Raw genomic sequence first — 15,011 nt, forward strand, 5'->3', positions numbered from 1 at the left:
TCCAGCCTCGGCCGCATCGAGGCATTGCGCAACGGCAACTGTGCAATCGAAGACATGCCATTGCATTATGATTCAGGCATGGCGGACGAATCCTCGATCGAAGCCCTGGCGGATGCGCTCGACCTGCAGACGGTCCGCGTGGTCGGGCGGATCCGCGAGCACGGCTCCCTGACCGCCGCAGCGGCCTCGCTCGGCTACAGCCAGCCCGCCGTGAGCCAGCAGTTGCGCCGGTTCGAGCAGCGCACGGGCATCGCCCTCGTCGAGCGGGCCGGCCGCGGCATCCGCCTCACCGAATCGGGCCGGGTGCTCGCCAGGCACGCGAACGCCGTCGCGACCGCGCTCGAGGTGGCCGCCGGCGAGCTCGCCGAGATCCGCGGGTTGCGGGCCGGCCGGGTGCGCCTGGTCGCGTTCCCGTCGGCGTCGGCCACGCTCGTGCCCAGGCTCATCGCGGGCCTCGCGGCGCGGCATCCGGGCGTGCAGGTCACCTACGTCGAGGCCGAGCCGCCGGAGGCCGTCGCGGCGGTGCGCGCCGACCGCGCCGACCTGGCCGTCACGTTCAGCTACCCGGGCGACCGCGACGACCCGCACACCGAGAGCGCGCGCGGCCTCGACGTGCGCTCGATCGGCGTCGAGCCGATGCGGCTCGTGCTGCCCGAGGCTCACCCGGCCGCCGCGGCCGAGATCGTCGACCTCGCGCAGTTGGCGGGCGAGGACTGGATCGCCGGTTGCCCCCGCTGCCGCGGCCACCTGCTCGAGCTCACGACGAAGGCCGGATTCCGCCCGCGCATCGGCTTCGAGACCGACAACTTCGTCGCCGTCGAGTCGATGGTCGCGCAGGGCCTCGGCGTCGCGCTGCTGCCCGAGCTGGCGCTGGCCGCCTCGCCGCGGCATCCGGGCGTCGTGACCCGCTCGACCGCAGGAGCCGACGTGCGCTCGCTGCATCTCGTGACCGCGCGCGGGGGAGCGCGGGTGCCGGCCGTCGCGGCCGCGATCGCCGTGCTCGAGGCGCTCGCGCCGAACGAGGTTCCCGCGCCGATCGAGACGCCCGCTCGGTACGATTGACGGGATGTCTGAGACAACCCACCCCACGACCACCGCCACCGGCAGCGACGTCCGCGTGCGCTTCTGCCCGTCGCCCACCGGTACGCCGCACGTCGGCCTCGTTCGCACGGCCCTGTTCAACTGGGCGTACGCGCGCCACACGGGCGGCACCTTCGTGTTCCGCATCGAGGACACCGACGCCGCGCGCGACAGCGAAGAGAGCTTCGACCAGATCGTCGACGCCCTCACCTGGCTCGGCCTCGACTGGGACGAGGGCGTGAACAAGGGCGGTCCGAGCGAGCCCTACCGCCAGTCGCAGCGCGGCGACATCTACCAGGACGTCATCGCCAGGCTGAAGGACGCCGGCCACCTCTACGAGTCGTTCTCGACGGCTGACGAGATCGACGCGCGCAACCTGGCGAACGGCCGCCCGAAGCAGCTCGGCTACGACAACTACGACCGCGACCTCACCGAGGAGCAGAAGGCGGCCTTCCGCGCCGAGGGCCGCGAGCCCGCGTTGCGCCTGCGCGTGCCGGAGGCCGACCTGGGCTTCGACGACCTCGTGCGCGGTCGCATCGACTTCCCGGTGGGCTCCACGATCGACTTCGTGCTGGTGCGCCCGAACGGCGCTCCGCTCTACACGCTCGTGAACCCGGTCGACGACGCGCTCATGGGCATCACCCACGTGCTCCGCGGCGAGGACATCCTGAGCTCGACGCCGCGCCAGATCGCGCTGTACCACGCGCTCATCGACATCGGCGTGACGACGTTCGTGCCGCGCTTCGGCCACCTGCCCTACGTCATGGGCGAGGGCAACAAGAAGCTCTCGAAGCGCGACCCCGAGTCGAACCTCTTCCACCACCGCGATCGCGGGTTCATCCCCGAAGGTCTGGTCAACTACCTGGCGCTGCTCGGCTGGGGCTTCTCGGCCGACCGCGACGTGTTCAGTCGCGAGGAGTTCATCGCCGCGTTCGACGTCGCGAACGTGAACCCCAACCCGGCCCGATTCGACCAGAAGAAGGCCGAGTCGATCAACGGCGACCACATCCGGCTCCTCGAGCCCGCCGACTTCGCCGCCCGCACGGTTCCCTACCTCGAGGCGGCCGGCGTGCTCACGGCTCCGCTCGAGCCGGCGCACGCCGCGATCCTCGCCGAGGCGGCGCCGCTCGTGCAGGAGCGCATCGCCCTGCTCGGCGAGGCCCCCGGCATGCTCGGCTTCCTGTTCACGGATGCCGCGAGCCTCACGATCGACGACGACGCCCTCAAGGGGCTGCCCGCCGACGCCGCCGCGGTGCTCGCCGCCTCGCGCGACGCCCTCGACCGGCTGCCCGCCGAGGAGTGGACCCACGACGCGATCGAGGAGGCCCTGCGCGGCGCCCTCATCGACGGCCTGGGCCTGAAGCCCCGCGTGGCGTTCGGCCCCGTCCGCACGGCGGTCTCGGGTCGGCGCATCTCGCCGCCGCTCTTCGAGTCGATGCAGATCCTCGGCAAGATCGACTCCCTGGCCCGGCTCGATGGACTCGCCGCGAAGCTCGGCTGAGCTCCGGTGACGGATGCCGCGGCGCTCGCCTGCGGCATCCGTCCCGCCCGTGCGACCTCCGAGCGAGAGCCCGACCGCCGCCGCGGCGACGCGCTCGGCGGGGTGAGGCCGTCTCAGTTTGGAGGCTGCCGATCCATAGGCTAAAGTCGTATCTCGGCGCGGAACACGGTTTCGAGGCCATTGGGGTATGGTGTAATTGGCAACACGGCGGTTTCTGGTTCCGTTGTTCTTGGTTCGAGTCCAGGTACCCCAGCAGTGAAAAACCCCCGGTTCGCCGGGGGTTTTCGCGTTTCCGGGGCGAGTGCGCCGATGCGCTTTCCGCGGTTGGCCCGTCCGTTACCAAAGGATGAGCACGTATCCTTTGGTAAGGTCGACGCATGGGTGACGATCGCACCGTCGGCGCGGCCTGGCCGCCCGTCGAGTCAGAGGCCCGGCCGTGGGAGCACGATCCGGAGGTCTCGGCCTCGCGGCGAGCACTGCGTCAGGCACGCGGGCCCTACGCCGCCGCCGTCCCGCCGTTCATCGCGGCCGCCGCGGTCGGGGTCTCGCCAGAGGTCGCAGCCCTGGCCGACGACGCCACCGCCGAACTGGCGAGGTTCGACGCCGAGGTCGGCATCATCGCCGCGCCGTTCACGTCGATCCTCCTGCGGTCGGAGTCCGCGTCGAGTTCCGAGGTCGAGCACCTCACCGCGAGCGCGAGGCAGGTCGGCCTGGCCGAGCTCGGCGCCGCCGCATCGGTCAATGCGCGACTCGTCGTCGCCAACGTGCGCGCCATGCAGGCGGCGCTCGACCTGTCCGACCGACTCGACGAGCCGGCCGTCATCGCGATGCACGACGCGCTGCTCCGCGACACGGCGCCGCAGTTCGTCGGCCGCTGGCGCGGCCAGCAGGTGTGGATCGGCGGGGGTTCGATCTCGCCGCACGCGGCGACGTTCGTGCCGCCGCACCACGAGCGCGTGCCGGGCCTCATGCGCGATCTCGTCGTCTTCGCCGAGCGCACCGACGTGCCCGTCCTCGTGCTGGCGGCGATCGCCCACGCCCAGTTCGAGACCATCCACCCGTTCCCCGACGGCAACGGCCGAACGGGCCGAGCCCTCCTGCAGGGCATGCTGCGCCACGGGCGCATCACCCGGAACGTCGCCGTTCCCGTCTCCGCCGGGCTGCTGCGCGACCCGGAGGCGTACTTCACCGCGCTCGGCGACTACCGCGCCGGCAGCATCGACGCGATCGTGACCGTGGTCGCCGACGCGTCGTTCGCGGCGGTCACCAACGGCCGCACGCTGGTCGGCGACATCCGCTCTGCCGGCGACCGCTGGAACGGCGCCGTTCGCGCCCGCGCCGACTCGTCGGTGCACCGCCTGCTCTCGTACCTGCAGAGCCAGCCGGTCGTGAACGCCAAGACCGTGTCCGCGGCGCTCGAGGTCACCGAGGTCACTGCGCAGAACGGCATCGATCGCCTCGTCGAGGCCGGAATCCTGAGCAAGGCGTCGGGCGGCGAGCGCAACCGGATCTGGCACGCGACCGAGATCGTCGAGGCGCTCGATCGCTTCGCGGAACGGGCGCGACGGGGCCGGCTCACGTGATGGGATGGAGCCCGGCCCTCGTGCACGTGGCGGGCGGGTCCCGTGCGACACGCGTGCGACGGGGTCGGGTTCCGGCGCGCCGTCGCCCGGGTGCTGGACATGGATCGCGACCTGATGTTCGATTGAGGGTGACCGAGGTCGTTCGCCCTACCGAGCGGCCAGGTCGGTACTGGGGGTGAGCGTGACGGAACGCAACAAGCGCAATCGCGATTTCGCGGAGACTCGAACGCCGTTGGGCGTGCTCGGCGGGTTCCTCGGGCTCGTCGTGGCGAGCGCGATGGCGGCCGCGCTCATCGTCGTGGGCGTGACACCCGCGCTCGCGACGGTCGGCATGGCCGCATCCGGAACCATCGACACGTTCGAGCGGCTGCCCGGCTACCTCAAGATCGGCGATCTCTCGCAGAAGAGCAACATCTACGCGACCCGCAGCGACGGGAGCACGGTGCTGCTCGCGTCGTTCTACGACCAGAACCGGGTCGAGGTCGGCTGGGACCAGATCAGCCGTTTCGTGAAGGACGCGACCGTCGCCGGCGAGGACCCGCGCTACTACGACCACGGCGGCGTCGACCTGCAGGGCACCATCCGCGCCGCCCTCACCACCGCGGCGGGGCGCGAGACGCAGGGCGGTTCGTCGATCGCCCAGCAGTACGTCAAGAACGTGCGCGTGCAGCAGTGCGAGCGCGAGGCCGACTCGACCGCGTTCGAGGGCATGACCGACGACGAGGTCGCGGCCCTGACCGGTGACGAGCGGTTCGCACTCGTCGAGGAGGAGCGCCTCGCCTGCTACGACAGCGCGACGGAGACGAGCATCGACCGCAAGCTGAAGGAGATGCGGCTGGCGATCGGCGTCGAGAAGCGGTACACCAAGAACGAGATCCTGCTCGGTTACCTGAACATCGCCGGATTCGGCGGCACGGTCTACGGCATCGAGGCCGCGGCCAACTACTACTTCAGTACGAGCGCGGCCAACCTCACGCTGCCGCAGGCCGCCTCGCTCATCGCGATCGTCAACAACCCCGTGAAGTTCCAGCTCGATAAGCCCGACAGCGAGACCAACGGCGCCGCCAACGGATATGCGGCCAACCGCGATCGGCGCGACTACCTGCTGCGGCAGATGGCCAAGGAGAAGAAGATCACGACCGCCGAGTACGAGGCGGCGATCGCGACGCCCATCCAGCCGAGCATCACCGAGCCGAGCACGGGCTGCCAGACCGCCGGCGGCTCGGCCTACTTCTGCGACTACGTCAAGCACATCCTGCAGAACGACCCGACGTTCGGCGACGACGACGAGGCGCGCATGCTGAACTTCCGTCGCGGCGGCTACCAGATCTACACCACCCTCGACCTCGACCTGCAGGGCGCGGCGGAGCGGGCCATCGCCGAGAACGTTCCGTCGACCTACCCCGGGTGGGACGTCGGCGGCGTCATCTCGAGCGTCGAGGTGGGCACCGGCCGCGTGCTCGCGATGGCGCAGAACAAGCAGTACAGCCAGGACCCGGTCGTCGTGAACGGCAACCCCACCTTCACCGGCATCAACTACAACACCGACTACGACTACGGCGGATCGAGCGGATTCCAGCCCGGCTCGTCGTACAAGGTCTTCACGCTCGCCGAATGGCTCGCGGAGGGCCACGCGCTCACCGAGCGCGTGAACTCGAGCCGCAAGAGCAACTGGGGCGCCTTCAACGACAGCTGCCTCGGGACCCAGTACGCCGACCCCGGATGGAACCCGCGCAACGACGCCAACGAGCCCGGCGCCAACTACAGCGCCCTCGAATCGACCATCGGATCGATCAACACCGGATTCCTCGGCATGGCGAAGCTCATCGACCAGTGCGGCATCGCGAACAAGGCGAAGGCCTTCGGCGTGCACCGGGCCGATGGCGATCCGCTCGTGCAGTACCCGTCCGCCGTGCTCGGCATCAACGAGGTCGCGCCGCTCAGCATGGCCGTCGCATTCGCGGGCATCGCGAACGACGGCGTCGCGTGCACGCCGATCGCGATCGACCGCATCGTCTCCGCTGACGGCACCGAGGTCACGCCGCCGAAGTCCACGTGCGCCGCGGCCGTCACGCCCGAGGTCGCCGGAGCGATGCACTACGCGATGTCGCGCGTGATGTCGAGCGGCACCGGTCAGGCTTCGAATTCGGCCACCGTCCCGCGGGTTCCCCTGATCGGCAAGACCGGCACCACCGACGGCGCGAAGGACACCTGGATGGTGGGTTCGAGCACGAGGGTCGCCACGGCGGTCGCCGTGGTCAGCGTGAACGGCGATGCCAATCAGCGCGGCATCTCCTTCGCGTCCGGCCAAGCGGCGACCGCCCGCCATCGCATGTGGCCGATCGTGATGTCGGCGGCGAGTGCGAAGTACGGCGGCGGTGAGTTCCGCATGGACGGCCCGGGGCCGGTCGCCCCGTTCACGTCGCCCGCGCCGTTCAACGACGTGCCCCAGTCCGTCGCGCCCACGCAAGCACCGGCTCCCGCACCGGCTCCCGCGCCGGCGCCCGACCCCGGAACGCGGACCCAGGGCGACGGCGGAGGCCGCACGCTCGAGCCGCGTGACGACGAGGGCCGCGGCAACGGGCCGAATCAGGGCGACTGACGCCGCGAGGTCGAACGCGCTCGAGCCGCGCCGGGGCGTCGCTCAGAAGTCGAGCGTGTCGCCCGGCTCGAGCCGGGCGTACTCGCCGCCCGACTGCTCGACGGCCCAGGCGAGCCGGGCGTGCGAGAGCTCCTTGCCGAACTGCGAGAGCACCATCTCGTGGGTCGCGAAGGCGCGCTTCGGCGCGACGGCGCGCACGTAGTCCATCGACTCGGAGAGCTTCATCCACGGTGCGCCTGCCGGCGCGGCGAGCACGTCGACGGCGAGGCCCTCTGGAATCGCGAACGAGTCTCCGGCGTAGGCGAACGCCTCGTTCACGATGACGCCCACGTTGTCGATGATCGGGATCGACGAGTGGATCTCCGCGTGCCGCCCGCCGAAGAAGCGCAGCCGGAACGGGCCGACCGCGACCTCGTCGCCCGCCGCGACCGTCTCGATCGGGAACTCGGATGCCGCGGCCGCGACGCCGGCGGGCCCGAACAGCCGCGCGTCGGGGTTCGCGTCGACGATGCGACGCAGCTGGTCGGGGCTCCAGTGGTCGGCGTGCTCGTGGGTGATCACGACCGCGACGGCTCCCGTGGCATCCGTGATCGGCGTGGTGTAGTTGCCCGGATCGATGAAGAGGCGGTCGCCCGAGTCCTCGATCACGAGAGCGGCATGTTCGAGTTTCGTCAGGCGCATGCCTCGAGCAAACACCGATGGGCTCGTGCGACGCAAGCCCTCGGCGGCCTGCCAGAATCTCTGCATGACCCGAAGTCCCAAGCGCGTGATCGTCGCGGTGAACCCGGCGGCCTCCTTCGGCCGGCACCGCGAGGTCGGGGCGACCGCGGTCGCGCGCCTGGCCGAGGCCGGCCACGAGGTCACGCTCCTGCAGGAGGCCAACTTCGAACTGCTCCGGCGCGAGGCCGAGCACGCCTTCGAGCGGGGCACCGACGGCCTGCTGGTCGTCGGCGGCGACGGCATGGTCTCGCTCGCCGTCAACATCGTCGCGGGCACCGGGGTGCCCTTCGGCGTGGTCGCGGCGGGCACGGGCAACGACCTCGCACGCGGACTCGGGCTCCCGTTCGATGATCCGATCGCCGGCATCGAGGCGCTGCTCGAGGCGCTCGAACGCGAACCGCGCACGATCGACGCGGGCGTGATCCGACGAGGCGACTCGGAGCCCATCCGGTTCGCCTGCATCGCCTCGGCCGGGTTCGACGCGCTCGTCAACGAGCGTGCGAACCGCATGACGAGGCCGCGCGGGCCGAGCCGGTACACGATCGCGCTCCTGCGCGAGTTGGCGACCTTCCGTCCCCGGGCCTACACGATCACGATCGACGGGGTGCGGCGGGAGCAGAAGGCGATGCTCGTCTCGGTCGCCAACGGCAGGTCGATCGGCGGCGGCATGCAGCTCGTGCCGCACGCCGACATGTCCGACGGACGGCTCGACGTGCTCATCGTGCATCCGCTCTCGCGGGCGCGCCTGATCGCGGTCTTCCCGAAGGTGTTCCGCGGTGAGCACACCGACCATCCGGCCGTCGAGTTCGTCGCCGCGCAGCGCGTGACGCTCGACGCGACCGACGTCGTGGCGTACGCCGACGGCGAGCGCGTCGGAGCGCTGCCGATCGAGGTCGAGGTCGATCCGGGGGCGCTCAGGGTCTTCGTCTGAGGGCGGATGTCCCGGACGTGCGGCGGCCCCGGCTCGATTTGGAGCGCGCGCCGAACGTGTGTCATACTCTTCAAGTTGTCAGTTCGGCCCCATCGTTTAGCGGCCTAGGACACCGCCCTCTCACGGCGGCAGCGCGGGTTCAAATCCCGCTGGGGTCACGTTTCGTCAACTTGCTGACAACACCCGGAATGCCTCCGCTTCGGCGGGGGCATTCCGTCTGTACACGTTGTCAGTTCGGCCCCATCGTTTAGCGGCCTAGGACACCGCCCTCTCACGGCGGCAGCGCGGGTTCAAATCCCGCTGGGGTCACGCATCCGACTTCCTGACAACACCCCGGAATGCCCTCGCCTCGGCGGGGGCATTCCCGTGTTTCCGGGGTACGCGCGCCTGAACGAGGCCGCACGTCCCCGACGAGTGCTCGACATTTCCTGTGCGATCGTCCAAGCGCTCGCGAGGGCCGGACGCCGGGCTTGTCGATGCCCTGCATCGTCGACGCGCGACATCCGGGGTTCGAGTCTGCGCAGCTCACCCGATAGACTCCCCGAAGCGAAGGGGAGTATCCCACGAGGCGTTCACGCGCTTCGAGCCACGATCGTCAGTACGAGTGCCGAAGACGCCGCTCCGGGCGTGGCGGCGCACCACGCGTGCACCGGGAGAGACTTTCGGGTTCCGCCATGCCCAATTCTCCCGAAAGGCCGCACGTGCTGCAGCTTCCCGCCTGGTTCGAAATCGGATCCCTCGTGGTCCTCACCCTGATCCTCGTCGCCGACCTCCTGCTCGTCGTCAAGCGACCGCATGTGCCGTCGTTCCGCGAGTCGACGCTCTGGGTCGTCTTCTACGTCGCGCTCGCGCTCATCTTCGCGCTGCTCATGTACCTGCTGGGCGATGCGGAGCACGCCGGCCAGTTCATCGCCGGCTGGCTCACGGAGTACAGCCTCTCGATCGACAACCTCTTCGTGTTCGTCATCATCATGGCCAGGTTCGCGGTGCCGAAGAAACTGCAGCAGGAGGTGCTCATGGTCGGCATCATCCTGGCCCTGATCTTCCGCGGCATCTTCATCCTGCTCGGCGCGCAGCTCATCGAGAACTTCAGCTGGATCTTCTACATCTTCGGCGTCTGGCTCGTCTACACGGCCTACCAGCAGGCGTTCGTCGAGCACGACGACGACAAGGAGAACCTCATCGTGCGCATCCTGCGCAAGCGGGTGAAGATCTCCGACGACTACGACGGCATCAAGATCCGCACGGTGATCGGCGGGCACCGGGTGTTCACGCCGATCCTCTTCGTCTTCATCGCGATCGGCACGACCGACCTGCTCTTCGCGCTCGACTCGATCCCCGCGATCTTCGGCATCACGCAGAGTCCGTTCATCGTGTTCACGGCCAACGTGTTCGCGCTCATGGGCCTGCGCCAGCTGTACTTCCTGCTCGGCGGCCTGCTCGAGCGCCTCGAGTACCTCAAGTACGGCATCGCGTTCATCCTCGCGTTCATCGGCGTGAAGCTCGTGCTGCACGCGATGCACGTCAACGAGCTGCCCTTCATCAACGGGGGAGAGCCCATCGAGTGGGCTCCCGAGATCTCCACCTGGATGTCGCTCGGCGTGATCGTCGCGGCCATGGCGGTCGCCACCGTCGCCAGCGTCATCAAGGCCAACGTCGACGCGAAGCGCCGCGGCCACACGCTGATGGAAGAGGTGCCGCACTTCACCGACGACGACGCCCGCTGACCCCGGGTCGGCGAGATGCCCCGTGTGTTGCTAGTTTTGGTGAGCGGCGCACGGGGTGCGGCGTCCCGGTCCCTACCGGTGAAGAACGGCGACGAGGAGCACCGTGTCCCCTGATGGCGAAGACGTCGTCGAGCTCGATCGCGGAGCGGCGGTGATCGCGCACAGCGCCCGGACGGATGTCGGGCGCGTGCGCAGCATGAACGAGGACGCGTTCCTCGCCGAGGCGCCCGTCTTCCTCGTGGCCGACGGCATGGGCGGCCATGCCCGTGGCGACGTGGCGAGCCGCACCGTCGTCGAGACGTTCCGCCGGCACCTGGTGCCCGGCGGCCCGTCGTCGCCAGAGCAGGTCCTCGACGCGATCCACTCGTCGAACGACGCCGTGCGCGCACTCAGCGGCGAGGGCGACGAGGGCACGGCCGTTGCCGGCACGACGCTCGCGGGCGTCGCCCTCGTCGACGCCGGCGACGGAGCCGGATTCCACTGGATGGCGTTCAACATCGGCGACTCGCGCATCTACTCCTGGAACGGGCGCACGCTCAGCCAGTTGAGCGTCGACCACTCGGCCGTGCAGGAACTCGTCGATGCCGGGCTCATCCGGCCGGAGGACGCCGAGCGGCATCCCGACCGCAACGTGATCACGCGGGCGATCGGCGCCGACGACGTCGTCGACCCCGACGTGTGGTTGATCCCGGCATCCGGCCGTCAGGTGTTCCTGATCTGCTCCGACGGACTCAGCAAGGAGGTCGACGACGAGTCGATCGCCCACGTGCTCGTCGGCGACACGGGGCACGCGGCGGGCCTGGCCGGCGAACTCGTCGATCTCGCGCTCGAGCACGGCGGCCGCGACAACGTCACGGCGATCGTCGTGGAGTCCGAACTCGGCGCGCTCGACGACGAGACGACCAAGGATCGCGCGGCCACCGTGTCGGCGGTCGAGGACACCACGCCGCGAACGAACGGAGGCGCCGGTGGCGACGTACACGACTGACCCGTCCGGCGCGCATCTGGCCGCGGTGCGGGGCGGCGTCGTGCTCATGCTGCCCGTCGCGTCCGCCGGGCTCATCGTCGACCTGTGGCCGCGGCTCGTCGAGGCCGACCCCGTGAGGTCGGTGCTCGACCGCCTCACCGTCGACGGCCTCTCGTCGACGCCGTCGTTCGGTCTCGTCGTGCGCGCCGACGACGCCGAGGCGGTGCGCGTCGTCGTGCGCGGCGGCTTCTCGGTGCGGCTCGGTGCCGAGCTCGTCACGGGCGAGGGCGTGTCGACCTGGGTCGAGCGTTCCGTCGAGGGCTCGGAGGTCGAGGTCGTGGCGACGGATGCCGCGGCGCGCCCTGCTGCAGTGACCCTGCCGATCATCGAGGGCGTCGTGTTCGCGGCGTCCGTCGGCTCGGACGCGGTCGAGGCGGTCGCTGCGGTGCCCGAGGCGGTCGTGGCCGTCGCGTCCGCGGCGAAGCCCGAGGCGGAGTCCGCGCCCGCCCCGTCGGCGCCCGCGCCAGAGCCCGAGCGGCCCGATGCGGCCGCCTCACCCGCACCGGCCCCCGTGCCGCCGGTCGCCCCGGCCGCCTGGGCGCCGCCCGTGATCGGCCACACGGCCTCCACGATCTCCGGGCCGCCGCCCGCGGAGACGCCGGCCCGCGCGTACGACGCGATCGACGATTCGACCATCGTCTCGCCGGTCGGCGGGGCATCCGCTGCGACGATCCGGCCGTCGGCCTCGTCGTCGGCGGGTTCCGAGCAGACGATCGTCCCGCTCGGCGACACGCTCACCGGAGATCACGACGGCCTCACCGTCGTCGGGGGCGACGTGCAGCGCCTGCGGGCCGAGCGCGACGCGCGCCGCGCCGAGCAGTCGGCGTCGGGGGAGCAGGGCCGGCCCGCGGCATCCGCTGCCGTCGCGTCGCCCAGACTCAGCCTGCGCATGCCCGACGGCTCGCTCGAGCCGGTGACCCACGAGGTGCTGCTGGGCCGCGCGCCGAGCGTCAGCCAGGTCTCGGGCGGACGCCTGCCGCGCGTGGTCGCGATCGGCGCGGGCGACCAGGACATCTCGCGCACCCACGTGCGCGTCACCGTCGAGGGGGACACCGTCGTGATCACCGACCTGCACTCGCGCAACGGCACGCATGTCGCGCAGCCGGGCAAGCCGCCCGTGCGCCTGCGCGCCGGCGAACCGACGCCCGTGCTCGTCGGCACCGTCGTCGACCTCGGCGGCGGCTGGACGATCCAGGTGGTCGCCTCCTGATGCGTCGCGCCACCTCGACACCGCCCGAGCTGCCGGGCTACACCCCGCAGGGCCTGCTCGGCTCCGGCGGCTTCGCCGACGTCTTCCTCTACGAGCAGCGGCTCCCGCGCCGCAAGGTCGCCGTGAAGGTGCTGCTCACCGAGGAGCTCGGTCGCGACACGCGTGCCCAGTTCGTCGCCGAGGCGAACCTGATGGCGCAGCTCTCGACGCACCCCTACATCGTCACGATCTTCCACGCGGATGTCTCCGCCGACGGCCGGCCGTACTTCGTCATGGAGTACTGCTCCGGTCCGAGCCTCGCCGAGCAGTACAAGCGGTCGCCGTTCGCCGTCGAGGACGCGCTGCGCACGGGCGTGCGCATCTCGGGTGCCGTGGCCACGGCGCACGCCGCCGGCATCCTGCACCGCGACATCAAGCCCGCGAACGTGCTCACGAACGACTACGGCTGGCCGGCGCTCACCGACTTCGGCATCTCCTCGAACCTCGACGGCGAGCTGCCGATGCACACGATGACCGTGCGGCCGGGCGACCAGGCGACCGGAACCGCCGGATCGAGCAGTACGGCCGCGGTCGGCATGAGCGTGCCGTGGTCTCCGGCGGAGATGTTCGAGGACGACCCGAGCCCCGACCCCCGCAGCGACGTCTTCTCGCTGGCGGCGACGGTGCACACGCTGCTCGCCGGGCGATCGCCGTTCGAGATCCCCGGGCGTTCGAACGGCACGCTCGACCTCATCGGCCGCATCGAGCGCGGGGCGATCACGCCCATGGATCGCACCGACCTGCCGCGCAGCCTCCAGGCGGTGCTCGCGAAGGGCATGGCGACCTCGCGCGACGACCGGTACCCGAGCGCGGTCGAGTTCGCCCGCGCCCTGCAGCGCGTCGAGCTCGAACTCGGCTATTCGGCGACCACGATCGAGGTGCCCAACCTCGCGGTCGCAGAGGAGCGCGACACCGACGACGCGGCGGATGCCACCAGGGCCCGCGCCGTGCGCACGATCGACGCGCAGGCGGCCCAGCCGACCGCGGCCCCCGGCGCTGCCGCTGCCCGCGTGGTCGTTCCGCCTCCGAGCGCACCGGCGCCCGCGGGGGCCGACGCGACCGTCGCCCGTGCGCCCCAGCCGATCGCGGCGCAACCACCGCTTCCCGACGCCACGATGGTGCGCCCGGCGCGGCCGGCGCCGGACGATGCCCGCACGGCCGGCGCGGTCGCCGGTTCCGCCTCGGCACCGGTCGACGACGGCACCATCGTGCGGCCGACCCGTGCGACGCGCGCGTCGTCGGGCTCGGCTGCCGTCGACGAGACGCGCGCCGCCGCCGCCGGGGCCGCCGAGCCGGTCGCACCGGCCGCAGTCCGTCGCTCGAAGGTCGGCCTCGTGGTCGGCATCGCCGCCGGCGCGGTCGTCGCCGTGGCGGTCGCCGTCGCCGTCGCCCTCTCCGGCACCCTGTCGGAACCGGAGGCCGAGACGCCCGCGAGCACCGCGAGCCAGGATGCCGTCGCGGAGGCGACCGTTCCCGCCCCGGAGGTCGGACCGGGCGTGCCCTCCGCCGACGGCACGAGCGTGGCGTTCGCGGTCTCGCTCGACGCGCCCGAGGACGGCGACCGGTTCCGCTGGGTCCGTTCCGACGGCAGCGGGACCGTGCAGCTCGCCGACGCGTCGCCGATCGTCGTCGACGGGGTCGCGGCGGGTCAGAAGATCTGCATCGACGTGCAGACGCAGCGCGGCAGCCGCACCTCAGAGCCGGTCACGGGGTGCACGCCATGAGGCCGCTCCAGCCGCTCAAGGTCGAGTACTGCGGCGAGTGGTACACCGTCGACGAGGGGCGCACCTTCACGATCGGCCGCGAGTCCGACCTCACGATCGACGAGAACCCGTACCTGCACCGCACGTTCCTCACCCTCTCGTCCGAGTTCGGCCTGTGGTGGCTCTCGAACGTCGGCCAACTGCTCTCGGCCACGGTGTCGGATGCCACGGGCAGCGTCCAGGCGTGGGTCGCACCGGGGGCGAAGCTGCCGCTCGTCTTCCAGCAGGTGCAGGTGCTCTTCAGCGCCGGCGCCACGACGTACGAGTTCTCGATCCACGCCGAGGAGGACTTCTACAACACGTCGCTCACGGCGACCGCGGCCGACGGTGGCACGACCATCATGCCGGTCACGCTGACCTCGAGCCAGCGACTGCTCGTGGTGGCCCTCGCCGAGCGGGTCCTCGTGCAGCCGACCGCCGGGCGCGCCACGGTGCCGACGTCGGCCGAGGCCGCAGCGCGGCTCGGCTGGAGCATGACGACCTTCAACCGCAAGCTCGACAACGTGTGCGAGAAGCTCGACCGGCTCGGCGTCGACGGGCTCCGCGGCGGTCGCGGGAAGCTCGCGACCAACCGGCGCATGCGGCTCGTCGAGTACGCCGTCGCGACGCGGCTGGTCAGCGTCGACGACCTCGCGCTGCTCGACCGGTCGGGCGCGGGAGCCGGCGACGATGCCGCCGCAGCACCCGCGATCGAGCGCGACTGATCGGACTCGAAGCGCATGCGCGCTTCCGGAGGTGCGTCTCCGTATCGCTTCGGCATCGAAGTACCATGGGAAGTCCTGCCCATTCGGGGGTGCCCGCCGTCCGTGTTAGCGTGGGCCGCGGTCC

The 15,011-nt window shown here is 71.1% G+C and carries 11 protein-coding genes and 3 tRNA genes; 13 read left to right on the top strand and 1 reads right to left on the bottom strand.

Annotated elements, in window-relative coordinates; all coding sequences use genetic code 11:
* Positions 1-78 precede the first annotated feature (78 nt).
* From ABIC29_RS06775 to ABIC29_RS06795, 5 genes are all read left to right on the top strand, one after another.
* On the top strand, positions 79-1,062 hold the full coding sequence (locus ABIC29_RS06775) for a LysR substrate-binding domain-containing protein (RefSeq protein WP_354243815.1): 984 nt from the start codon (positions 79-81) through the stop codon (positions 1,060-1,062).
* 4 nt (positions 1,063-1,066) lie between these two features.
* Entirely contained in the window at positions 1,067-2,581 is a 1,515-nt protein-coding gene (gene gltX / locus ABIC29_RS06780) for a glutamate--tRNA ligase (RefSeq protein ID WP_116081444.1), read from the top strand.
* A 181-nt stretch (positions 2,582-2,762) separates the two neighbouring features.
* A tRNA-Gln gene (locus ABIC29_RS06785) sits at positions 2,763-2,834 on the top strand.
* A gap of 124 nt (positions 2,835-2,958) precedes the next feature.
* Positions 2,959-4,164: a Fic family protein gene (locus ABIC29_RS06790; RefSeq protein WP_354243818.1), complete on the top strand. Its 1,206-nt coding sequence runs from the start codon at positions 2,959-2,961 to the stop codon at positions 4,162-4,164.
* A 181-nt stretch (positions 4,165-4,345) separates the two neighbouring features.
* Positions 4,346-6,766: a transglycosylase domain-containing protein gene (locus tag ABIC29_RS06795; RefSeq protein ID WP_147309158.1), complete on the top strand. Its 2,421-nt coding sequence runs from the start codon at positions 4,346-4,348 to the stop codon at positions 6,764-6,766.
* 42 nt (positions 6,767-6,808) lie between these two features.
* Here ABIC29_RS06795 and ABIC29_RS06800 read toward each other — a convergent pair whose 3' ends face one another.
* Positions 6,809-7,447 (bottom strand): MBL fold metallo-hydrolase, encoded by a 639-nt coding sequence (locus ABIC29_RS06800; protein ID WP_116081447.1) that lies wholly within the window; start codon positions 7,445-7,447, stop codon positions 6,809-6,811.
* Between the two features lie 64 nt (positions 7,448-7,511).
* Between ABIC29_RS06800 and ABIC29_RS06805 the strand changes: the two genes are divergently transcribed.
* The 8 genes from ABIC29_RS06805 (at position 7,512) to ABIC29_RS06840 (ending at position 14,887) form a co-directional block, all read left to right on the top strand.
* On the top strand, positions 7,512-8,417 hold the full coding sequence (locus ABIC29_RS06805; protein ID WP_116082506.1) for a diacylglycerol/lipid kinase family protein: 906 nt from the start codon (positions 7,512-7,514) through the stop codon (positions 8,415-8,417).
* A gap of 85 nt (positions 8,418-8,502) precedes the next feature.
* Positions 8,503-8,575: transfer RNA gene (locus tag ABIC29_RS06810), tRNA-Glu, on the top strand.
* A 78-nt stretch (positions 8,576-8,653) separates the two neighbouring features.
* Positions 8,654-8,726, top strand: a tRNA-Glu gene (locus ABIC29_RS06815).
* 365 nt (positions 8,727-9,091) lie between these two features.
* Positions 9,092-10,144, top strand: coding sequence for a TerC/Alx family metal homeostasis membrane protein (locus ABIC29_RS06820; RefSeq protein ID WP_116081448.1), 1,053 nt, complete (start codon positions 9,092-9,094; stop codon positions 10,142-10,144).
* A 103-nt stretch (positions 10,145-10,247) separates the two neighbouring features.
* Complete coding sequence (locus ABIC29_RS06825) at positions 10,248-11,132, top strand: PP2C family protein-serine/threonine phosphatase (protein ID WP_354243822.1); 885 nt, start codon at positions 10,248-10,250, stop codon at positions 11,130-11,132.
* Positions 11,113-12,381, top strand: a complete 1,269-nt coding sequence (locus ABIC29_RS06830) for an FHA domain-containing protein (protein ID WP_116081449.1) — start codon at positions 11,113-11,115, stop codon at positions 12,379-12,381. Before ABIC29_RS06825 ends, ABIC29_RS06830 begins: the two co-directional genes overlap by 20 nt.
* Complete coding sequence (locus tag ABIC29_RS06835) at positions 12,381-14,144, top strand: serine/threonine-protein kinase (RefSeq protein ID WP_354243826.1); 1,764 nt, start codon at positions 12,381-12,383, stop codon at positions 14,142-14,144. The genes ABIC29_RS06830 and ABIC29_RS06835 overlap by 1 nt, the downstream gene beginning before the upstream one ends.
* The gene (locus tag ABIC29_RS06840; RefSeq protein WP_116082511.1) at positions 14,141-14,887 is read left to right on the top strand and encodes an FHA domain-containing protein; all 747 of its coding nucleotides are present in this window, start codon (positions 14,141-14,143) and stop codon (positions 14,885-14,887) included. Before ABIC29_RS06835 ends, ABIC29_RS06840 begins: the two co-directional genes overlap by 4 nt.
* Positions 14,888-15,011 lie beyond the last annotated feature (124 nt).

It is taken from the genome of Agromyces sp. PvR057, from assembly GCF_040547485.1.
GTDB lineage: Bacteria > Actinomycetota > Actinomycetes > Actinomycetales > Microbacteriaceae > Agromyces.